26 protein-coding genes are annotated in these 18,365 nt (G+C 68.3%); 21 read left to right on the top strand and 5 right to left on the bottom strand.

The window, feature by feature from the left end:
- Positions 1-48 precede the first annotated feature (48 nt).
- Positions 49-1,242, top strand: coding sequence for an elongation factor Tu (gene tuf, locus OG206_RS13470; RefSeq protein WP_327115692.1), 1,194 nt, complete (start codon positions 49-51; stop codon positions 1,240-1,242).
- Between the two features lie 125 nt (positions 1,243-1,367).
- On the opposite strand, the gene OG206_RS13465 is transcribed toward tuf, so the two are convergent.
- Both OG206_RS13465 and OG206_RS13460 read right to left on the bottom strand, forming a co-directional pair.
- Positions 1,368-3,422 (bottom strand): PIG-L family deacetylase, encoded by a 2,055-nt coding sequence (locus OG206_RS13465; RefSeq protein WP_442805947.1) that lies wholly within the window; start codon positions 3,420-3,422, stop codon positions 1,368-1,370.
- A 131-nt stretch (positions 3,423-3,553) separates the two neighbouring features.
- Complete coding sequence (locus tag OG206_RS13460; RefSeq protein WP_327115688.1) at positions 3,554-5,137, bottom strand: hypothetical protein; 1,584 nt, start codon at positions 5,135-5,137, stop codon at positions 3,554-3,556.
- Between the two features lie 168 nt (positions 5,138-5,305).
- Here OG206_RS13460 and OG206_RS13455 point away from each other — a divergent pair, with 168 nt between their 5' ends.
- Complete coding sequence (locus OG206_RS13455) at positions 5,306-5,659, top strand: hypothetical protein (RefSeq protein ID WP_327115686.1); 354 nt, start codon at positions 5,306-5,308, stop codon at positions 5,657-5,659.
- Between the two features lie 21 nt (positions 5,660-5,680).
- Here OG206_RS13455 and OG206_RS13450 read toward each other — a convergent pair whose 3' ends face one another.
- Together OG206_RS13450 and OG206_RS13445 are read right to left on the bottom strand one after the other, a co-directional pair.
- Entirely contained in the window at positions 5,681-6,790 is a 1,110-nt protein-coding gene (locus OG206_RS13450) for a helix-turn-helix domain-containing protein (protein ID WP_327115684.1), read from the bottom strand.
- Positions 6,791-7,069: 279 nt separating this feature from the next.
- Entirely contained in the window at positions 7,070-7,495 is a 426-nt protein-coding gene (locus OG206_RS13445; protein ID WP_327115682.1) for an ATP-binding protein, read from the bottom strand.
- Positions 7,496-7,663: 168 nt separating this feature from the next.
- On the opposite strand from OG206_RS13445, the gene OG206_RS13440 reads away from it, so the two are divergent.
- Positions 7,664-8,548 carry a helix-turn-helix domain-containing protein gene (locus OG206_RS13440; protein ID WP_442805842.1) on the top strand — a complete coding sequence of 295 codons (885 nt, stop codon included), beginning with the start codon at positions 7,664-7,666 and terminating at the stop codon, positions 8,546-8,548.
- The gene (locus OG206_RS13435; protein WP_327115680.1) at positions 8,545-8,748 is read left to right on the top strand and encodes a DUF397 domain-containing protein; all 204 of its coding nucleotides are present in this window, start codon (positions 8,545-8,547) and stop codon (positions 8,746-8,748) included. Before OG206_RS13440 ends, OG206_RS13435 begins: the two co-directional genes overlap by 4 nt.
- Positions 8,749-8,949: 201 nt before the next feature.
- Here the strand turns inward: OG206_RS13435 and OG206_RS13430 are convergent, their stop codons facing one another.
- Positions 8,950-9,834, bottom strand: coding sequence for a hypothetical protein (locus OG206_RS13430; protein WP_327115678.1), 885 nt, complete (start codon positions 9,832-9,834; stop codon positions 8,950-8,952).
- A gap of 519 nt (positions 9,835-10,353) precedes the next feature.
- Here OG206_RS13430 and rpsJ point away from each other — a divergent pair.
- The 17 genes from rpsJ to rplF all read left to right on the top strand — a co-directional run bounded on the left by rpsJ (position 10,354) and on the right by rplF (position 18,364).
- Positions 10,354-10,662 (top strand): 30S ribosomal protein S10, encoded by a 309-nt coding sequence (gene rpsJ, locus OG206_RS13425; protein WP_003948644.1) that lies wholly within the window; start codon positions 10,354-10,356, stop codon positions 10,660-10,662.
- Between the two features lie 14 nt (positions 10,663-10,676).
- The gene (gene rplC, locus OG206_RS13420; protein WP_014154591.1) at positions 10,677-11,321 is read left to right on the top strand and encodes a 50S ribosomal protein L3; all 645 of its coding nucleotides are present in this window, start codon (positions 10,677-10,679) and stop codon (positions 11,319-11,321) included.
- A 4-nt stretch (positions 11,322-11,325) separates the two neighbouring features.
- Positions 11,326-11,976, top strand: a complete 651-nt coding sequence (gene rplD / locus OG206_RS13415; protein WP_327115676.1) for a 50S ribosomal protein L4 — start codon at positions 11,326-11,328, stop codon at positions 11,974-11,976.
- Positions 11,976-12,314: a 50S ribosomal protein L23 gene (gene rplW / locus OG206_RS13410; RefSeq protein WP_031096361.1), complete on the top strand. Its 339-nt coding sequence runs from the start codon at positions 11,976-11,978 to the stop codon at positions 12,312-12,314. The genes rplD and rplW overlap by 1 nt, the downstream gene beginning before the upstream one ends.
- Before the next feature lie 38 nt (positions 12,315-12,352).
- Positions 12,353-13,189 (top strand): 50S ribosomal protein L2, encoded by an 837-nt coding sequence (gene rplB / locus OG206_RS13405; RefSeq protein ID WP_056796589.1) that lies wholly within the window; start codon positions 12,353-12,355, stop codon positions 13,187-13,189.
- A 12-nt stretch (positions 13,190-13,201) separates the two neighbouring features.
- Positions 13,202-13,483, top strand: a complete 282-nt coding sequence (rpsS, locus tag OG206_RS13400; RefSeq protein ID WP_023539342.1) for a 30S ribosomal protein S19 — start codon at positions 13,202-13,204, stop codon at positions 13,481-13,483.
- Between the two features lie 42 nt (positions 13,484-13,525).
- Complete coding sequence (rplV, locus tag OG206_RS13395; RefSeq protein ID WP_026290933.1) at positions 13,526-13,873, top strand: 50S ribosomal protein L22; 348 nt, start codon at positions 13,526-13,528, stop codon at positions 13,871-13,873.
- The gene (gene rpsC / locus OG206_RS13390) at positions 13,873-14,709 is read left to right on the top strand and encodes a 30S ribosomal protein S3 (protein WP_327115670.1); all 837 of its coding nucleotides are present in this window, start codon (positions 13,873-13,875) and stop codon (positions 14,707-14,709) included. Before rplV ends, rpsC begins: the two co-directional genes overlap by 1 nt.
- 5 nt (positions 14,710-14,714) lie before the next feature.
- Positions 14,715-15,134 carry a 50S ribosomal protein L16 gene (rplP, locus tag OG206_RS13385; protein WP_014047785.1) on the top strand — a complete coding sequence of 140 codons (420 nt, stop codon included), beginning with the start codon at positions 14,715-14,717 and terminating at the stop codon, positions 15,132-15,134.
- Positions 15,134-15,358, top strand: coding sequence for a 50S ribosomal protein L29 (gene rpmC, locus OG206_RS13380; RefSeq protein ID WP_033297602.1), 225 nt, complete (start codon positions 15,134-15,136; stop codon positions 15,356-15,358). The genes rplP and rpmC overlap by 1 nt, the downstream gene beginning before the upstream one ends.
- Positions 15,358-15,642: a 30S ribosomal protein S17 gene (gene rpsQ / locus OG206_RS13375; RefSeq protein WP_327115665.1), complete on the top strand. Its 285-nt coding sequence runs from the start codon at positions 15,358-15,360 to the stop codon at positions 15,640-15,642. The genes rpmC and rpsQ overlap by 1 nt, the downstream gene beginning before the upstream one ends.
- Positions 15,643-15,742: 100 nt before the next feature.
- Positions 15,743-16,111: a 50S ribosomal protein L14 gene (gene rplN / locus OG206_RS13370; protein ID WP_003966950.1), complete on the top strand. Its 369-nt coding sequence runs from the start codon at positions 15,743-15,745 to the stop codon at positions 16,109-16,111.
- A 2-nt stretch (positions 16,112-16,113) separates the two neighbouring features.
- Positions 16,114-16,437, top strand: a complete 324-nt coding sequence (gene rplX / locus OG206_RS13365) for a 50S ribosomal protein L24 (protein WP_014047788.1) — start codon at positions 16,114-16,116, stop codon at positions 16,435-16,437.
- A complete protein-coding gene (gene rplE / locus OG206_RS13360; protein ID WP_014154585.1) occupies positions 16,437-16,994 on the top strand; it encodes a 50S ribosomal protein L5 in 558 nt (185 codons plus the stop codon). Before rplX ends, rplE begins: the two co-directional genes overlap by 1 nt.
- 2 nt (positions 16,995-16,996) lie before the next feature.
- Entirely contained in the window at positions 16,997-17,182 is a 186-nt protein-coding gene (locus OG206_RS13355) for a type Z 30S ribosomal protein S14 (RefSeq protein ID WP_003948630.1), read from the top strand.
- 222 nt (positions 17,183-17,404) lie between these two features.
- Entirely contained in the window at positions 17,405-17,803 is a 399-nt protein-coding gene (rpsH, locus tag OG206_RS13350; protein ID WP_014154584.1) for a 30S ribosomal protein S8, read from the top strand.
- A 21-nt stretch (positions 17,804-17,824) separates the two neighbouring features.
- Positions 17,825-18,364: a 50S ribosomal protein L6 gene (gene rplF / locus OG206_RS13345; protein WP_147959075.1), complete on the top strand. Its 540-nt coding sequence runs from the start codon at positions 17,825-17,827 to the stop codon at positions 18,362-18,364.
- Position 18,365 lies beyond the last annotated feature (1 nt).

Below are 18,365 nucleotides of genomic sequence, written 5' to 3'. Positions count from 1 at the left end.
CCTGGCGCCGATGAAGCAAGGCGTACAGAACCACTCAGGAGGACCCCAGTGGCGAAGGCAAAGTTCGAGCGGACTAAGCCGCACGTCAACATCGGCACCATCGGTCACATTGACCACGGTAAGACGACCCTCACGGCCGCCATTACCAAGGTGCTGCACGACGCGTACCCGGACCTGAACGAGGCCTCGGCCTTCGACCAGATCGACAAGGCTCCTGAGGAGCGTCAGCGCGGTATCACGATCTCGATCGCGCACGTCGAGTACCAGACGGAGTCGCGTCACTACGCGCACGTCGACTGCCCGGGTCACGCCGACTACATCAAGAACATGATCACGGGTGCGGCGCAGATGGACGGCGCCATCCTCGTGGTCGCGGCCACCGACGGCCCGATGCCGCAGACCAAGGAGCACGTGCTCCTGGCCCGCCAGGTAGGCGTGCCGTACATCGTCGTCGCCCTGAACAAGGCCGACATGGTGGACGACGAGGAGATCCTGGAGCTCGTCGAGCTCGAGGTTCGTGAGCTCCTCTCCGAGTACGAGTTCCCGGGCGACGACCTTCCGGTCGTCAAGGTCTCGGCGCTCAAGGCCCTCGAGGGCGACGCCGAGTGGGGCAAGACCGTTCTCGACCTGATGAAGGCCGTCGACGAGTCCATCCCGCAGCCCGAGCGTGACGTCGAGAAGCCGTTCCTCATGCCGATCGAGGACGTCTTCACGATCACCGGTCGCGGTACGGTCGTCACCGGCCGCATCGAGCGTGGTGTCCTGAAGGTCAACGAGACCGTCGACATCGTCGGTATCAAGACCGAGAAGACCACCACCACGGTCACCGGCATCGAGATGTTCCGCAAGCTGCTCGACGAGGGCCAGGCCGGTGAGAACGTCGGTCTGCTCCTCCGTGGCATCAAGCGCGAGGACGTCGAGCGCGGCCAGGTCATCATCAAGCCGGGTTCGGTCACGCCGCACACGGAGTTCCAGGCGCAGTCCTACATCCTGTCGAAGGACGAGGGTGGCCGTCACACCCCGTTCTTCAACAACTACCGCCCGCAGTTCTACTTCCGTACCACGGACGTGACGGGCGTTGTGACCCTTCCCGAGGGCACCGAGATGGTCATGCCGGGTGACAACACCCTCATGGACGTCGCGCTGATCCAGCCGGTCGCCATGGAAGAGGGCCTGAAGTTCGCCATCCGTGAGGGTGGCCGGACCGTGGGCGCCGGCCAGGTCACCAAGATCATCAAGTAATCACTTGATCGTCTGACCTGGTTGCTCCGCACAGAGCACCAGAAGGGCCCCGCATCTCCCCCGGGAGATGTGGGGCCCTTCGTCGTACCCGGCGGTGACCGCAGGCCGATCAGGCGGGGACCAGGTCACGTGCTTACGGGACGCCAGAGCCAGGGCGCCGCGTCCGTCCCCAGCCCCGCTGCGGCCGGCCGGCCGTCCGCGCCCAGGTGGAGCGTGGCCCCGTCCAGAGCCACGGACCCGCGCGACCGCACGAAGAGCGCGTCGGCCGTACGCAGTTGGACGCGGCCCCCGGCGGTGAGCCCGAGCAGGACCGGTCCGCGCGGGGAGGCCGCCACGGTGACAGGTCCGCAGCCGTCGAAGCCGGGCAGTTCCGCCGTCTCTCCGGCGCGCAGGGTGGTCAGTCCGGGGCGGGCCTCGGCGCGGTAGAACAGCTCGACGGATCCGTCCGTCTCGGGCAGGGCTGCCGGGGGAGTGCCGGGCACCGGGCCCGCGTCGATCTGGGTACGGGCGGTCAGGCCCCCGCCGGGACCGTCCTGCGTCCAGTGGTGCACGGCGTGGTGCCCGGCTCCGTACACATGGACGAGGCCGTCACCGTCCACCGCGGTGGTGAGCCCGTCCTGGACCTCGCCGCCGCCCATGTCCTGCCAGTCGCCCCACCGGCCGTCCCTCTCGCGCACCCGGGTGCTGAGTCCCTTCTCCGCGTTGCGTACGAAGAGGTGGACCCGGCCGTCGGGTGCGGTGACGGCCACCGGTACGCCGATGCGGCGGCCCTCGTCGCGGCCGGGTGACGGGTTGCCGAGGCCGCGCCACGCACGGAACAGGCCGTCACCCGCCCGCTGTTCCAGCAGCACGACCTCGCGTTCGTTGTCACCCCCGTGACCGGCGAGTGCCGCGAAGCGCAGCCCGAACAGCAGCAGTTGCCCGCCGCCCGTGACGGCACTGCCCAGCGCCGGGGCGAGCGGCCCGCCGCCGAGGTCCTGCGGGGGTTCCCAGACGCCGCCGCCCGTCTCGGCCTCCCGCCACCGGACCAGCCGCAGGCCCAGCACGCCGTACGCGGTGAGCCGGCCCTCCCGGTCGGGGTTGAGCACCGTACGGGCACCCGGGTAGCGGAGGTGGGTGGAGCGGACCCAGCCCTTGCGGTTGGTCAGCGGCCGGTCGCCGCCGACGTTGTAGTCGCCGCATCCGGAGGGATTCCCGCAGTCCCAGTCGGGCGCACCGCCGTAGGGCACGAGGTGGGCGGCTTTGCGCCGGAGGACGCCGGGCGGGAGGTTCTTGGGCCAGTGCCGGTTGTAGTACCCGCGGTAGGCGGCCACCGCGAAGGCGGGGACCTCGTCGCCGGCGGCGGTGGCCCGGGCCACCCACCGGATCAGTGCCGCCCAGGCGAAGCAGGCCGCGGCCGTGTGGTCGGCGTGGTCCGAGTAGCCCTGCTGTTCGCTGTCCCGGCGGCGTGCGGCCTCCGTGCCGTGCTGGATGTCCGGATCGGGGTCGAGGGTGTGGACCACGGTGGGCCGGTAGTGCTCCAGCAACCGCACGAGGACGTCCACGAGCCCGTCGTACGTGTACGAGCCCGGACGGCGCACCGGTGAGCCGTCGGCCACGACGGTGCGCAGGGAGAGGCGCCGGTCCTCCCAGAGACTGGGCAGCCCGAGGCGGTGGCGGCCGGTGTGCATGGCGGTGTCGAGGAAGACCAGGTCCACCTTGCGCGGCCCGGCGCCGAGGGTGGCGGTCTCGGCACGGTGGGTCCCGCCGAGTTCCATGACGGACGTCTTCCAGGGCGTGAACGCGTCCCGTCCGAGCAGGGTCGCGTACGCCTGACGGAGTCCCTGTCGTCGCGCGGAGGAGTAGGCGGCCTTGTCGGGTGCGGGGCGAGGAGCGCCGGGAACCTTGTTGACGCCGTCGGCCTCGCCCGCCGTCAGGTACACGCAGACCACGTGTGTCCCGGCGTCGAGAGCCTGGCGCGTGTCCGGGTTCATGAAGTACAGGTCGTCGTCCGGGTGGGCGAGGAACTGCAGTACCAGCGCGGCCCGGCCGGTGCTGACGGGCCGGCCGGGTGCGGGGTCCGGAGCGGTGTCCGTCCGGCGCGGGGGCGGCACGGAGCAGGCGCTCAGGGTGCCGAGCGCGGCCGTGATCATGGCGGCGCGTCGTGGCACGCCGTTTCCAGGCAGGCCGGTCCCATCCATCACGCCGTGTGCTCCGTCCGTTCCCCCCGCAGCGGACGGGCAGGTGCCCAGGCTGCGTACCGCTGTCGTGCGAGGGGGAAGACGGGTGCCCGGGCCGCCGGGTTGCCTCCGGCGGTCCGGCGGGTCGTTGGCTAGCCCGTCACGGCCGCCGTGACCGTCGCGATGAGGGCCAGCGCGGGCTGGGCGATGTCGGCCGCCCCGGCCAGCAGTTCGCGCAGGCGCTCCGCCCGCAGCCGGAAGGCGCCCACGTCCGGCTCGCCGGAGAGCGTGGCCAGGTCGTGCACCGCCTGCGCGGCCTCGTCGCGCTCGGTGTCGGACAGCTCGGTGCTGGACAGGGTCAGTCCGAGCAGCTGCCGCAGGTCGTCGGCGCACAGGGCGGTTCCGTGCTGGTTCTGGAAGTCCTGGATGACCGTGTCCTTGGGGCGGTTGACGAACGTCGTGTTCTGCCCGTGGAAGTTGAAGTTCTCCGTCATGACGGCCCCCGAAGTGCCCGAAGTGAGAATGACCTTGCAGTTGTTGAGCTGATACCCGGTGTGGGGCGCGGGAGTCGGCCGCAGTGCGGCGCTGATGGCGTGCTGGGCCTCCGCGACCCGTGCGAACGCCTCCTCGTCCCGGTCACGGGCGCTGCGCAGCAGCAGATCCCGCAGTACAGCCGGGCCGTCGCCTCTCGCCCCGGCCCGAAGGTCGTCGTACTCCAGCTGTGCGCCCCCGGTACCGGGCTGTCCGCCCAGTGCCTCGGCGATCCGGCCGAACAGGGTGCGGAAGTACCGGGGGGTGGCCTCCTCGACCGGGAAGACGACCTTCTGTTTCCCCCAGGGCAGGTCGGCCCGCCCGTTGAACAGGACGAGGCAGGGCAGAAGCGCGGGGTCCACCTTCAGCAGCGAGGCGATCCTGTAGGCGCCCTGCGGGTCGTACGGCTGCCAGCGCAGCCATTGCATCGGCGCCAGCACCTGGTACAGCTCCGGTTCGAGGTGCCTGCGCCAGTAGCGCCGTGCGTCAGCCCACGGAGTCCGGCGCTCCATCACGAAGAGGCGGGTCGTGGGTCCGGAGAGCGCGTCGAGGTCCTCGAAGTGGGTACGGACGTACGTCGCCAGCCCGGTGTCCACGGACGTGTAGAGCAGGACGCCCCACAGCATGCCGCCGCTGTCGGGGGCGGTCCCGTGCATCGACAGTTGCATGCGTTCGAGCAGGGCGGCGGGGTTGGGGCTGCGGTCAAGCCTGTACATGCTCTCGGCCGGGCGCTCGACGCACAGGACGATCAGGTCGCCGTCGGCCAGACCGTACGAGTCGAGCGTCAGCCGGGGGTCGAGCTGCTCGTCCGTGGCGGGGTCCGCGAGCCAGGTGCGCGGCACACCGTCGTCCCAGGGGAACACCGGCTCGTACGTGCGCTCGGGCTCGGCCACCCCCCTCCGCCGGGCTTCACCGAGAGCGGCGGCCTGGCACTCCGCCACGGTCGCCGACGGCGCCACGGACATCTCGAACGCCCGGCCCAGGGCGGCTTCGTGCAGATCGTGCCACCGGGCCGAGCCGTCCACCGCCGTCCGGGACGCGGCGGCCGCTGAGAAGTGCTCCAGCCCGCGCATGCGTTGGACCGTCCCGTTTCCGTACGGCCCGTGGAATGCGGAGAAGTCGCCTCCGACCACGTCGATCAGCAGACGCACCCGGCTTCCCCCTTCGTACGCGCACACCGTCGCGGGCTCCCCGTGTGGTGGCATGCGGGCCGGACGATGGCCGACGCGGAGATCATCCCCGGTGGGGGAGCCGGCGAGTACGGGGATACCTGAGATCCCCGCCAGTCCATCACAACAGCGTCACGGAGTGTTCGTTCTGCTTGTCCTTGATTGGCCCGGCAGGCCGGGAACGTCGCCAAGGTGCGGGGGCACATGACCTTCGAGGGGGGACGGCCGGGCTCCGTGGAGGTGCACGCCGACTACACCTTCGTCTACCCGGTGGTGAAGCCGGGCGGGGACGAGGTGGCGCGCACGATCGTACGGCGGCGGCTGACGACGGTGCTGTACGACCCCGCGCGCTACCGCGTGACAACCGGCAAGCTCGCGCTCCTGCGCTTCGACTCCCGCTTCGGCAACACCGCGTGCGAGGTGTACGACGGTCTGCTGCACCCCCGCTTCGACAGCGACCCTTCGGCGCCGCACACCGCCGGCGAGCTGGTGGACCCGTACGAGCGGAGGACGTGGCCGGACCAGGAGGAGGGCTGTCCCGCGCTCAGCCGCACCTGACCGAGGCGGCCGGAGCCGTGTTCAGGCCGCCGTGCCCGTCCCGGATCCGCAGTCGCGGCAGTGGCCGGGGTGACGTGAGCGGAAGGCGCGGTCGCAGCGGTCGCAGTTCTGGAGTGGGATCACGATCGTGCCGGGGCGTACGGGGGCGAGTTCCCGAACACCCGGCAGCGGAGGCGGCAGCAGGGCGGTGATCCGGTGCCGCAGGAGCTTGGCCGGGTGCTTCAGCGGCACGGGCAGATCCGCGGTGAGCGCGTGCCGGATCGTGTCGGCATGGACGTCGCGCTCCAGCCACGCGGTGACACCCGGGGCGAGCATTCCGATGTCTCCCTCCGACAGTGTGAGCTGCGGTGACAGGCGGCGCAGGTCCGCCAGGATCGCGGTCGCCGCGCGGTTGAGCTCGGCGCAGGCCGTCTGGGGACGGGGCATCGGGGGAGACGACACCGGCCGTGCGGTGGGCGCCGGTACGGGCACGGGTGCGATCGATGGTGCCTCGACCTGGCCGGGCTCGGGTGGCGCGGGCATCGGGGCGGCCGGAGCGAGGGTGTCCGCCAGGAGAACCGGCACGCTTTCGACCGGTGCCGTCGGTCCGCTGCGCCGCCCGCTTCCCTCAGGCGCGGGGGTGGACGGAGGCGCGGGCAGGGGCTCGGCCCGCTGCGTCGGCGCGCGGTGTCTCCCGGTGCGGGGCGCCCCTGGGGGGACAGGTGCCGACGGAGTGCTGCGCCTCCCTGCTGCGGGGCGCGCGTGCGCGAGGGCAGGGGTGGTGGCTCCCGGCTGGTTATAGGACACGGTGCGCGTGACGATCCGGCCGCTCGGCATGCGTTCGCGGCTTCGTCGCAGGTAGCCGGTGGCTTCCAGTTCGCGCAGGGCGGCGGCGATGCGGACCTCGCTCTCGGGGAACCGCTCGGCGAGACGCTTGATGCCGATCCTCGCTCCGGCGGGCAGCGACTGGATGTGCACCGCGAGCCCGATCGCGAGCAGCGACAGCGCGCGATGCTGGCTGAGGTGATTGCCGATCACGGTGAAGGCCGTGGTGTGGCGCACGTTGACGTGGATGACGCCGACGGACGGCGTGAGGCCCCCGGAGACGGGGGACGGGGCGCACAGGGGCGCGCTAACCTGCTGGGTATCCATCGGGAAGGTGCTTCTTCCTCGTGGTCAGGCCCTCGCCCGGGATGCCAGTCCCGGCGGGGGCCGTCGCATGTCTGCGGTTGTCGCGGCGAGCATATGACAGCCAACCCATGGCAAATCCAGCCCAGTTGCCATATGTCACCCGCGCGAGTGACCAGGCGCGAGCAGGGGCGGGTCCGGTTGGGGTGGGTTGTTTCCCCAAGTCCTCAAAAGCCTTAGGCGTCGTGCGCCGCCGGGACGCGGTCCACCGGGTTGTGGTCCACCGCGACCCGGTGCGCACGGTCACGGTGCGAGGTCGAGTTCGGCCCAGACCGTCTTGCGCGGCACGGGTCCGGTCGTCACGCCCCAGCGGTCGGCCAGCGCCTCCACGATCAGCAGGCCACGCCCTGTTCCGGCATCTCGTGCGGGGGCCGTGGTCCGTGGCAGGGCCTCGCCGCGGGCGTCGCCGACCTCGATCCGTAGCCGCCCGTCGAGCAGGACCGTGAGGCCCAGCCGGAAGTCCCGGCCCTGCGCGCGACCGTGCAGCACGGCGTTGGACGCCAACTCCGCGACGATCTGCGCGGCCGACTCCACGGGAAGTCCCCAGGCGCCCAGGTGGGCCACGGCCAGCAGGCGTGCGAGCCGGGCACCCCGCCGGGTGGGCGAGAGCAGCACGGTGAAGGCGTGGACGGGAGCGGAACGCACGGTTCGGGTGGTTTCTCGACTCATGTCACTCAGCGTGGTCGGTTCGTGGCTACTCTCGGAAGGGATGGCGGCCGTGCGGCGAGCGCTTGTCCGGCCGCGACCCGGTGCTGTGCGGTGCTGTCCGGCCTGGGTGCCGCGCCGTAGTGGTGGCGGCCACCGTTGGGTACGAGGGCACGAAAGAGACGGGCGGGCATGGACGGGGACACAGGGGGACCGGCGCGCACCGGGGCTGACGCGGACAGCGCGCACGGTTCCCGCTGGGACAGCGGCCTGGAGGACGACTCCGGCGCGGTGATGAAGACCGTCGGCCGACAGATCAAGCTGTGGCGGGAGGCGGCCGGTCTGCGGCAGTCGGAACTGGGCGCCGCCATCGGGTACAGCGAGGAGATGGTGTCCTGCGTCGAGCGCGGCCGACGGGCCCCGAAACCGGAGTTCCTCGACAGCGCCGACAGGATCCTGGGCGCGGCAGGGAAGATCGCGGCGATGCGGGGCGACGTCGCCGAGGCCCGGTACCCCAGGAAGGTGCGTGACCTGGCCCGGGTCGAGCGGGAGGCGGTGGAGCTCGGCGCCTACGGCAACCACAACGTGCACGGCCTGCTCCAGACGGAGGAGTACGCCCGAGCGCTGTTCGAGATGAGACGGCCTGCCCTCTCGCCCGACGACCTGGACCGCTTCGTCTCCGCCCGGATGGCGCGCCAGGAGATCTTCACGCGTACGCCCCTGGTGACGCTGACCTTCGTCCAGGAGGAGGTCACGCTGCGGCGCCCGCTCGGCGGGCGGGCAGTGTTGCGCCGACAGCTCGAACGCCTCCTGGAAATAGCGCAGTTGAGGCACGTCGAGTTCCAGGTGATGCCGACGGACCGGGAGGACCATGCGGGGATGGGCGGCGAGGTGCAGGTGCTGAAGCTGCGGGACGGGTCGGCGATCGGCTTCTCCGAAGCGCAGCTCATCACGCGCACGGTGTCCGACCCGAAAGAGGTTCACGTCCTCGAACTCAGGTATGGAATCATCCGAGCGCAGGCTCTCAGTCCCCGGGAGTCTCTGGCCTTCGTCGAGAAAGCGCTGGGTGAGACATGAGCCTCAGGTCCTCCGGAAACGCCTCCGGGCCGGAGTGGTTCAAGAGCAGCTACAGCGGCAGTAACAACAACGACTGTGTCGAGGTGGCCAGGGTCTCGGGCGCGGTGAGCGTGCGCGACTCCAAGGGTGCGCCGGGCCCCGTGATCGGCATCGGCGCGCGGGCGTGGAGCCGATTCGTGGCGTTCGCAGCGGCCGGCTGACCCCCGGAGGCTCGGGACCACCGGATCACGCCCGTGGCGGGCGGACCATATATACGTCGACCGGGTCCTCGCCCTCCACGGTGAATCCGTGGCGGGCGTACAGGCCACAGGAGGCGGCGAGGCGCAGGCCCCAGCTCCGGACGGCGCTTGTCGACATGGCCCGGATTCAAGCAGCCGGGCCCGCGCCGACGCGTAGGTGTCTCAGGTCTGCTGGAACAGGTCCGTCGCAGAGGAAGCGCTGAGGGCCAGGGTCAGATAGCGGTCGAGCGCCCCGGGATCGGTGCATTCCCTGATGCGGGCGCTGATCTCACCGCTCACGGTGATCCCGCGCTGCTCCAGCACCTGCACCACGGCCTCGGCCTTGCCCTCGGCCTTGCCCTCGGCCTTGCCTTCGGCACGCAGGCGCTGTGAGGATTCCGAGCGGAAGAAAGACAGGTCCACGGCCATGAGGTCCCTCCAGATCTGAGCGGCTGGGGACGTGCCCAGCCCGAGTTCGGTGAGCTCGCCGAAGATGACCGCTGTCTCTTCGTCGAGGGTCTTCAACGCGGTGGCCAGCGCTTCGAGTATGGCAGGCGCATTCGGGTCCTTACCATGTGTAATCGCCGAGAACGTGGCGAGCGGGACATCGCGAGCTGCCACCGAGGGATCGGTCACGGCGGGCACATTGTGCGGACCCAGCACCAGCGGCCGGACCGTGAGCGAGGCCCATTCCGGCGGGCCGATGCGGATCGGCCGCGCCGCCCACAGGGCCGTGGCCTCGTCCTGGCAGACGACGAGCAGCACGGGAGCGATGCCGTACTTGGCGTTGAGATGGGCGAGACAGTAGGTCCAGCTGCTCGGCTTGGACGGGTCCTTCTTCCCCTGGGACTCGACGGCCAGCAGGTACGGCCTGCCATCGGCGGTCTCCACCCGCAGCAGGGTGTCGAGACGGCGTTCCAGAGGCTGGGTCTCGGTGAGGTCCGTCGTGAGGACCGAAACGTCGACGGTGTCGGGAAAGGGGATGCCCAGGGTCCTGAACGTCCTGGTGAAGATGCCCGGATCTTCCTGGAAGATCCGATGCATCGCCTCGTGCGATGAGTTGACCATGATCGGAAGCTATGGCCCGCCGTCCCTCTCGCCCTGCCGAAGGAGGGGACAGTTGCCGGAAGAGGTGATCCCTCGAACGGACGGCCGGACGTCCCGAACGGTGGTTCCGCAGCTCACCGATGGGTGTCCGCGTTTGACCGGTCCCTCGCAGGGGGTAAGATCCTGGACCCGATTGGCCAGGCCCACGGGCCGTATGGCACACTAGCCAGGTTGCTCGGTTGAGTGTCAATGCTGCACGCCTCCCGCCGGGAGGACCGGAAGCGAGTCCCACAGTACTCGTCGACCCCCAGGGTCGGACGTACGGGAATCTTTCGGGAAGTGTCAGTGGGGCGCCGACCAGGCACCCGGTGGGGTTTCGCCCCCGGCAGCGCGGTTTCGGCCCGCACCCCCTTGGTTGGGAAATCCTTCGGGAGATCTTCGTAGAGGGGATGCGACACGCCCGACCGCGTGGGTCGGAGGCGGAGTTAAGAGAACTACCGGGTCCCAGAGCGTTATTGAGAGACAGGACTACTAGTAGCCATGGCGGGACAGAAGATCCGCATCCGGCTCAAGGCCTACGACCACGAGGTCATCGACTCCTCGGCGAAGAAGATCGTCGAGACGGTGACCCGCACTGGTGCGTCGGTCGCAGGCCCGGTGCCGCTGCCCACTGAGAAGAACGTGTACTGCGTCATCAAGTCGCCGCACAAGTACAAGGACTCTCGCGAGCACTTCGAGATGCGCACGCACAAGCGCCTCATCGACATTCTCGACCCCACGCCGAAGACGGTTGACTCGCTGATGCGCCTCGACCTGCCGGCTGGCGTCGACATCGAGATCAAGCTCTGAGGGGACGGGCCGAGATGAGCAAGAACATCAAGGGCGTCCTGGGCGAGAAGCTCGGCATGACCCAGGTCTGGGACGAGAACAACCGGGTTGTCCCGGTGACCGTCGTCAAGGCCGGTCCGTGCGTCGTGACGCAGGTCCGCACGAACGACAGCGACGGCTACGAGTCGGTCCAGATCGCCTTCGGCGAGATCGACCCGCGCAAGGTGAACAAGCCCCTCAAGGGCCACTTCGCCAAGGCCGACGTGACCCCGCGCCGCCACCTGGTGGAGCTCCGCACCCCTGACGCCAGCGAGTACACGCTGGGCCAGGAGGTCACTGCCGAGGTGTTCGAGTCCGGCGTCAAGGTTGACGTCACGGGCAAGAGCAAGGGCAAGGGCTTCGCCGGTGTCATGAAGCGTCACAACTTCAAGGGCCTCGGCGCCGGCCACGGCGTCCAGCGCAAGCACCGTTCCCCCGGTTCGATCGGTGGCTGCGCCACCCCTGGGCGTGTCTTCAAGGGCATGCGCATGGCCGGTCGTATGGGTAACGAGCGCGTCACCACCCAGAACCTGACCATCCACGCGGTTGACGCGGAGAAGGGTCTGCTCCTCATCAAGGGCGCAGTCCCCGGTCCGAACGGCGGCCTCGTCCTGGTCCGTACCGCGGCCAAGGGGGCTTGAGGTAATGAGCACCATTGACATCCTTTCGCCGGCAGGCGACAAGGCCGGTACCGTCGAGCTCCCCGCGGAGATCTTCGACGCGAAGACCAGCGTTCCGCTGATCCACCAGGTCGTTGTCGCACAGCTGGCAGCTGCCCGTCAGGGCACGCACAAGACCAAGCGTCGCGGCGAAGTCCGTGGTGGTGGCCGCAAGCCGTACCGCCAGAAGGGCACCGGCCGCGCCCGCCAGGGTTCGACCCGCGCGCCGCAGTTCGCAGGCGGTGGCGTCGTCCACGGCCCGCAGCCGCGCGACTACTCGCAGCGCACCCCGAAGAAGATGAAGGCCGCCGCCCTGCGCGGTGCCCTCTCCGACCGGGCGCGTCACTCCCGCATCCACGTCGTCACCGGCGTGGTCGAGGGTGGAGTTTCCACGAAGGCCGCCAAGACGCTGTTCGGCAAGATCTCGGAGCGCAGCAACCTGCTCCTGGTCGTCGACCGCGCCGACGAGGCCGCGTGGCTGTCCGCTCGCAACCTGCCCCAGGTGCACATCCTGGAGCCGGGCCAGCTGAACACGTACGACGTGATCGTCTCTGACGACGTGGTCTTCACCCAGGCCGCTTTCGAGTCCTTCGTGTCTGGCCCCCAGACCGCTGAGACCGAAGGGAGCGCCGCCTGATGAGTGAGGCGACCGTTACCAGCTCGACCATCACGAGCAAGACCTACTCGGACCCGCGCGACGTTCTCGTCAAGCCCGTCGTGTCCGAGAAGAGCTACGCGCTGCTCGACGAGAACAAGTACACCTTCATCGTCGCGCCCGGCTCCAACAAGACCCAGATCAAGCAGGCCGTGGAAGCGGTCTTCTCGGTCAAGGTCACCGGGGTCAACACGATCAACCGGCAGGGCAAGCGCAAGCGGACCAAGACCGGCTTCGGCAAGCGTGCTGACACCAAGCGCGCCATCGTGACCCTCGCCGAGGGCGACCGTATCGACATCTTCGGCGGCCCGACCTCCTAGTGAGGTCGAGTCGTCCGGAATCGGACGAGGACTGAGAAATGGGTATCCGCAAGTACAAGCCGACGACCCCGGGCCGTCGTGGCTCCAGCGTCGCCGACTTTGTCGAGATCACGCGGTCCACGCCGGAGAAGTCGCTGGTCCGCCCCCTGCACAGCAAGGGCGGCCGTAACAACGCCGGTCGTGTGACCGTTCGCCACCAGGGCGGTGGCCACAAGCGCGCCTACCGAGTGATCGACTTCCGTCGTCACGACAAGGACGGCGTGCCGGCCAAGGTCGCGCACATCGAGTACGACCCGAACCGCACCGCGCGCATCGCGCTGCTGCACTACGCGGACGGCGAGAAGCGTTACATCGTCGCCCCCCGTGGTCTGTCGCAGGGTGACCGCGTCGAGAACGGTCCGACCGCAGACATCAAGCCGGGCAACAACCTGGCGCTGCGCAACATCCCGGTCGGTACGACCATCCACGCCATCGAGCTGCGGCCCGGCGGCGGCGCGAAGTTCGCCCGTTCCGCCGGTGCTTCCGTGCAGCTGCTGGCGAAGGAGGGCACGATGGCCCACCTTCGTATGCCTTCCGGAGAGATCCGGCTGGTCGACGCCCGCTGCCGCGCCACCATCGGTGAGGTCGGCAACGCCGAGCAGTCGAACATCAACTGGGGCAAGGCCGGCCGTATGCGCTGGAAGGGCGTTCGCCCGACCGTCCGCGGTGTCGCGATGAACCCGGTTGACCACCCGCACGGTGGTGGTGAAGGCAAGACCTCCGGTGGACGTCACCCGGTCTCGCCGTGGGGTCAGAAGGAGGGTCGTACTCGCTCGCCGAAGAAGGCATCGAGCAAGTACATCGTCCGCCGCCGCAAGACGAACAAGAAGCGCTAGGAGCGGGTTTAGATGCCGCGCAGTCTCAAGAAGGGGCCCTTCGTCGACGGCCACCTCATCAAGAAGGTGGACGTACAGAACGAGGCAGGCACCAAGAACGTCATCAAGACCTGGTCCCGTCGCTCGATGATCATCCCGGCCATGCTGGGTCACACCATCGCGGTGCACAACGGCAAGATCCACGTCCCGGTGTTCGTCACCGAGTCGATGGTCGGCCACAAGCTCGGCGAGTTCTCGCCGACTCGCACCTTCCGCGGCCACGTCAAGGACGACCGGAAGTCGAAGCGCCGCTAACGCGGGGTGGAAACGACTATGACTCACACCGAAGGGACAACCATGGAAGCCAGGGCCCAGGCGCGGTACATCCGCGTCACGCCCATGAAGGCCCGCCGCGTGGTGGACCTCATCCGTGGCATGGATGCCACGGAGGCTCAGGCGGTCCTGCGTTTCGCCCCGCAGGCCGCGAGCGTGCCGGTTGGCAAGGTGCTGGACAGCGCCATCGCCAACGCTGCACACAACTACGACCACCCTGACGCCTCTTCGCTGGTCATCAGCGAGGCGTACGTGGACGAGGGCCCGACCCTGAAGCGGTTCCGTCCGCGTGCTCAGGGCCGTGCCTACCGGATCCGTAAGCGGACCAGCCACATCACCGTGGTCGTCAGCAGCAAGGAAGGAACCCGGTAATGGGCCAGAAGGTTAACCCGCATGGGTTCCGACTCGGCATTACCACGGACTTCAAGTCCCGTTGGTACGCCGACAAGCTGTACAAGGACTACGTCAAGGAAGACGTCGCCATTCGTCGCATGATGACGAAGGGCATGGAGCGGGCCGGCATCTCCAAGGTGGAGATCGAGCGCACCCGTGACCGCGTCCGCGTTGACATCCACACCGCCCGCCCGGGCATCGTCATCGGCCGCCGTGGCGCCGAGGCCGACCGCATCCGTGGCGAGCTGGAGAAGCTGACCGGCAAGCAGGTCCAGCTGAACATCCTCGAGGTCAAGAACCCCGAGGTGGACGCTCAGCTGGTGGCCCAGGCCGTCGCCGAGCAGCTCTCCTCCCGCGTCTCCTTCCGTCGTGCCATGCGCAAGAGCATGCAGAGCACGATGAAGGCCGGCGCCAAGGGCATCAAGATCCAGTGCGGTGGCCGCCTCGGCGGCGCCGAGATGTCCCGCTCGGAGTTCTACCGCGAGGGCCGCGTGCCCCTGCACACGCTCCGTGCGAACGTCGACTACGGCTTCTTCGAGGCCAAGACGACCTTCGGCCGCATCGGTGTGAAGGTCTGGATCTACAAGGGCGACGTCAAGAACATCGCCGAGGTTCGCGCCGAGAACGCCGCGGCCCGCGCCGGTAACCGTCCGGCTCGTGGCGGCACTGACCGCCCGGCCGGCCGCGGTGGCCGTGGTGGCGAGCGTGGCGGCCGCGGCCGCAAGCCGCAGCAGTCCGCGCCGGCAGCCGAGGCCCCCAAGGCCGACGCTCCCGCCGCCGCTGCTCCGGCTGAGAGCACCGGAACGGAGGCCTGACCGAAATGCTGATCCCCCGTAGGGTCAAGCACCGCAAGCAGCACCACCCGAAGCGCAGCGGTATGTCCAAGGGTGGCACGCAGGTTGCGTTCGGCGAGTACGGCATCCAGGCGCTGACCCCGGCGTACGTGACGAACCGCCAGATCGAGGCAGCTCGTATCGCGATGACCCGCCACATCAAGCGTGGCGGCAAGGTCTGGATCAACATCTACCCGGACCGCCCCCTCACGAAGAAGCCTGCCGAGACCCGCATGGGTTCCGGTAAGGGTTCTCCCGAGTGGTGGATCGCGAACGTCAAGCCCGGTCGGGTGATGTTCGAGCTGTCCTACCCGAACGAGAAGATTGCTCGTGAGGCGCTCACCCGCGCTGCTCACAAGCTTCCGATGAAGTGCCGGATCGTTCGGCGCGAGGCAGGTGAGTCGTGATGTCGGCCGGTACCAAGGCGTCCGAGCTGCGCGAGCTGGGCGGCGAGGAGCTCCTCAACAAGCTCCGCGAGGCCAAGGAAGAGCTGTTCAACCTCCGCTTCCAGGCGGCGACCGGACAGCTCGAGAACCACGGTCGGCTCAAGTCCGTCCGTAAGGACATCGCCCGGATCTACACCCTGATGCGCGAGCGCGAGCTGGGCATCGAGACGGTGGAGAGCGTCTGATGAGCGAGAAGACTGTGACTGAGACGAACACCGACCGCGGTTTCCGCAAGACCCGTGAGGGTCTGGTCGTCAGCGACAAGATGGACAAGACCGTCGTCGTCGCTGTCGAGGACCGCGTCAAGCACGCGCTGTACGGCAAGGTCATCCGCCGTACCAACAAGCTCAAGGCCCACGACGAGCAGAACACCGCCGGCGTCGGCGACCGCGTTGTCATCATGGAGACGCGTCCGCTGTCCGCCACGAAGCGGTGGCGCATCGTCGAGATCCTCGAGAAGGCCAAGTAATCCCTGAGGGGGTTTCCCCTCAGGACAGTTCCGCCAGGCTCGGCGGGGGCCGCTTCACCGCGGCCCCCGCCGGGAACCGGCAGACGATCAGGAGATAGACGTGATCCAGCAGGAGTCGCGACTGCGTGTCGCCGACAACACGGGTGCGAAGGAAATTCTCACCATCCGTGTTCTCGGTGGCTCGGGTCGCCGCTACGCGGGTATCGGTGACGTCATCGTCGCCACCGTCAAGGACGCGATCCCCGGTGGCAACGTGAAGAAGGGTGACGTCGTCAAGGCCGTCATCGTTCGCACCGTCAAGGAGCGCCGTCGCCAGGATGGCTCGTACATCCGCTTCGACGAGAACGCCGCTGTCATTCTCAAGAACGACGGCGACCCCCGCGGCACCCGTATCTTCGGCCCGGTGGGCCGAGAGCTGCGCGAGAAGAAGTTCATGAAGATCATCTCGCTCGCGCCGGAGGTGCTGTAAGCATGAAGATCAAGAAGGGCGACCTGGTTCAGGTCATCACCGGTAAGGACAAGGGCAAGCAGGGCAAGGTCATCGTTGCCTTCCCCGCTCAGGACCGCGTCCTCGTCGAGGGTGTCAACCGGGTCAAGAAGCACACCAAGGCCGGTCAGACGGCTCGCGGCTCGCAGACCGGTGGCATTGTCACCACCGAGGCCCCGATTCACGTCAGCAACGTACAGCTGGTCGTGGAGAAGGACGGCAACAAGGTCGTCACCCGCGTCGGCTACCGCTTTGACGACGAGGGCAAGAAGATCCGCGTTGCCAAGCGGACCGGTGAGGACATCTGATGACGACCACCACTGCGCCGCGTCTCAAGACGCGCTACCGCGAGGAAATCGCCGGCAAGCTGCGTGAGGAGTTCTCGTACGAGAACGTCATGCAGATCCCCGGTCTGGTCAAGATCGTGGTCAACATGGGTGTGGGCGACGCCGCCCGCGACTCCAAGCTGATCGACGGTGCGGTCAAGGACCTCACCACGATCACCGGCCAGAAGCCCGCTGTCACGAAGGCCCGCAAGTCGATCGCGCAGTTCAAGCTGCGCGAGGGGCAGCCGATCGGCTGCCACGTCACCCTCCGTGGTGACCGCATGTGGGAGTTCCTGGACCGTACGCTGTCGCTCGCGCTTCCGCGTATCCGTGACTTCCGCGGCCTGTCGCCGAAGCAGTTCGACGGCCGTGGCAACTACACCTTCGGTCTCACGGAGCAGGTCATGTTCCACGAGATCGACCAGGACAAGATCGACCGGGTCCGGGGCATGGACATCACCGTGGTCACCACGGCTGCCAACGACGACGAGGGTCGTGCCCTGCTTCGTCACCTCGGCTTCCCGTTCAAGGAGAACTGACCGTGGCGAAGAAGGCTCTGATCGCTAAGGCCGCCCGTAAGCCGAAGTTCGGCGTGCGCGGGTACACCCGCTGCCAGCGCTGCGGCCGGCCCCACTCCGTTTACCGCAAGTTCGGCCTGTGCCGCGTGTGCCTTCGTGAGATGGCTCACCGTGGCGAGCTGCCGGGCGTGACCAAGAGCTCCTGGTAACCCTCCTTCGCCCCCAGGGGCTTGGAGGACCAGAAAGCTCTCGGTAAGTATCTGGTCGGCAGGAGCCCCGCTTTTCATGCCGTAGGCTTGAAGGGTTGGGCGCCTGCCGCCCTGACCGACTTACTACGCCGTAGGTCCCCGCACCGCACCCGTCCCGCCACTGAGTGGGGAGAGGGATGGCGCATACAGGAAACCCCGGCGAGAGAGGCCGAAGGCCAACTCATGACCATGACTGATCCCATCGCAGACATGCTCACGCGTCTGCGTAACGCGAACTCGGCGTATCACGACGATGTCGCAATGCCGCACAGCAAGATCAAGTCGCACATCGCGGAGATCCTCCAGCAGGAGGGCTTCATCACCGGCTGGAAGGTCGAGGACGCCGAGGTCGGCAAGAGCCTCGTTCTCGAGCTGAAGTTCGGGCCGAACCGCGAGCGTTCGATTGCCGGCATCAAGCGCATTTCGAAGCCGGGTCTGCGTGTATACGCAAAGTCCACCAATCTGCCGAAGGTTCTGGGCGGCCTGGGCGTGGCGATCATCTCCACGTCCCACGGTCTCCTGACCGGCCAGCAGGCCAGCAAGAAGGGCGTAGGTGGGGAAGTCCTCGCCTACGTCTGGTAGTCGGGAACGGAGGAACAGCTCATGTCGCGAATCGGCAAGCTCCCCATCCAGGTTCCCGCCGGTGTGGACGTCACCATCGATGGCCGCACGGTCGCGGTGAAGGGCCCCAAGGGTTCCCTCTCGCACACCGTCGCAGCGCCGATCGAGGTCACCAAGGGTGAGGACGGCGTGCTCAACGTCGTCCGCCCGAACGACGAGCGTCAGAACAAGGCCCTTCACGGCCTGTCCCGCACGCTGGTGGCGAACATGATCACCGGCGTGACCGCGGGATACAGCAAGGCGCTCGAGATCAGCGGTGTCGGTTACCGCGTCCAGGCGAAGGGCTCCAACCTGGAGTTCGCCCTGGGCTACAGCCACCCGATCCTCATCGAGGCCCCCGAGGGCATCACCTTCAAGGTCGAGTCGCCCACGAAGTTCAGTGTCGAGGGCATCGACAAGCAGAAGGTCGGCGAGGTCTCGGCGAAGATCCGCAAGCTGCGGAAGCCCGACCCGTACAAGGCCAAGGGCGTCAAGTACGCCGGCGAGGTTATCCGCCGCAAGGTCGGAAAGGCGGGTAAGTAAG

Origin of the sequence: Streptomyces sp. NBC_01341, from assembly GCF_035946055.1 — a bacterium.
GTDB lineage: Bacteria > Actinomycetota > Actinomycetes > Streptomycetales > Streptomycetaceae > Streptomyces.
This window is presented reverse-complemented; position numbering and strand designations above follow the sequence as displayed.

Bases quoted from the DNA above. Each gene is read 5' to 3' on its own strand.
- OG206_RS13465 (WP_442805947.1), bottom strand. From the start codon at position 3,422: ATGGATGGGACCGGCCTGCCTGGAAACGGCGTGCCACGACGCGCCGCC.
- OG206_RS13460 (WP_327115688.1), bottom strand. From the start codon at position 5,137: ATGCCACCACACGGGGAGCCCGCGACGGTGTGCGCGTACGAAGGGGGA.
- OG206_RS13455 (WP_327115686.1), top strand. From the start codon at position 5,306: ATGACCTTCGAGGGGGGACGGCCGGGCTCCGTGGAGGTGCACGCCGAC.
- OG206_RS13450 (WP_327115684.1), bottom strand. From the start codon at position 6,790: ATGGATACCCAGCAGGTTAGCGCGCCCCTGTGCGCCCCGTCCCCCGTC.
- OG206_RS13445 (WP_327115682.1), bottom strand. From the start codon at position 7,495: ATGAGTCGAGAAACCACCCGAACCGTGCGTTCCGCTCCCGTCCACGCC.
- OG206_RS13440 (WP_442805842.1), top strand. From the start codon at position 7,664: ATGGACGGGGACACAGGGGGACCGGCGCGCACCGGGGCTGACGCGGAC.
- OG206_RS13435 (WP_327115680.1), top strand. From the start codon at position 8,545: ATGAGCCTCAGGTCCTCCGGAAACGCCTCCGGGCCGGAGTGGTTCAAG.
- OG206_RS13430 (WP_327115678.1), bottom strand. From the start codon at position 9,834: ATGGTCAACTCATCGCACGAGGCGATGCATCGGATCTTCCAGGAAGAT.
- rpsJ (WP_003948644.1), top strand. From the start codon at position 10,354: ATGGCGGGACAGAAGATCCGCATCCGGCTCAAGGCCTACGACCACGAG.
- rplC (WP_014154591.1), top strand. From the start codon at position 10,677: ATGAGCAAGAACATCAAGGGCGTCCTGGGCGAGAAGCTCGGCATGACC.
- rplD (WP_327115676.1), top strand. From the start codon at position 11,326: ATGAGCACCATTGACATCCTTTCGCCGGCAGGCGACAAGGCCGGTACC.
- rplW (WP_031096361.1), top strand. From the start codon at position 11,976: ATGAGTGAGGCGACCGTTACCAGCTCGACCATCACGAGCAAGACCTAC.
- rplB (WP_056796589.1), top strand. From the start codon at position 12,353: ATGGGTATCCGCAAGTACAAGCCGACGACCCCGGGCCGTCGTGGCTCC.
- rpsS (WP_023539342.1), top strand. From the start codon at position 13,202: ATGCCGCGCAGTCTCAAGAAGGGGCCCTTCGTCGACGGCCACCTCATC.
- rplV (WP_026290933.1), top strand. From the start codon at position 13,526: ATGGAAGCCAGGGCCCAGGCGCGGTACATCCGCGTCACGCCCATGAAG.
- rpsC (WP_327115670.1), top strand. From the start codon at position 13,873: ATGGGCCAGAAGGTTAACCCGCATGGGTTCCGACTCGGCATTACCACG.
- rplP (WP_014047785.1), top strand. From the start codon at position 14,715: ATGCTGATCCCCCGTAGGGTCAAGCACCGCAAGCAGCACCACCCGAAG.
- rpmC (WP_033297602.1), top strand. From the start codon at position 15,134: ATGTCGGCCGGTACCAAGGCGTCCGAGCTGCGCGAGCTGGGCGGCGAG.
- rpsQ (WP_327115665.1), top strand. From the start codon at position 15,358: ATGAGCGAGAAGACTGTGACTGAGACGAACACCGACCGCGGTTTCCGC.
- rplX (WP_014047788.1), top strand. From the start codon at position 16,114: ATGAAGATCAAGAAGGGCGACCTGGTTCAGGTCATCACCGGTAAGGAC.
- rplE (WP_014154585.1), top strand. From the start codon at position 16,437: ATGACGACCACCACTGCGCCGCGTCTCAAGACGCGCTACCGCGAGGAA.
- rpsH (WP_014154584.1), top strand. From the start codon at position 17,405: ATGACCATGACTGATCCCATCGCAGACATGCTCACGCGTCTGCGTAAC.
- rplF (WP_147959075.1), top strand. From the start codon at position 17,825: ATGTCGCGAATCGGCAAGCTCCCCATCCAGGTTCCCGCCGGTGTGGAC.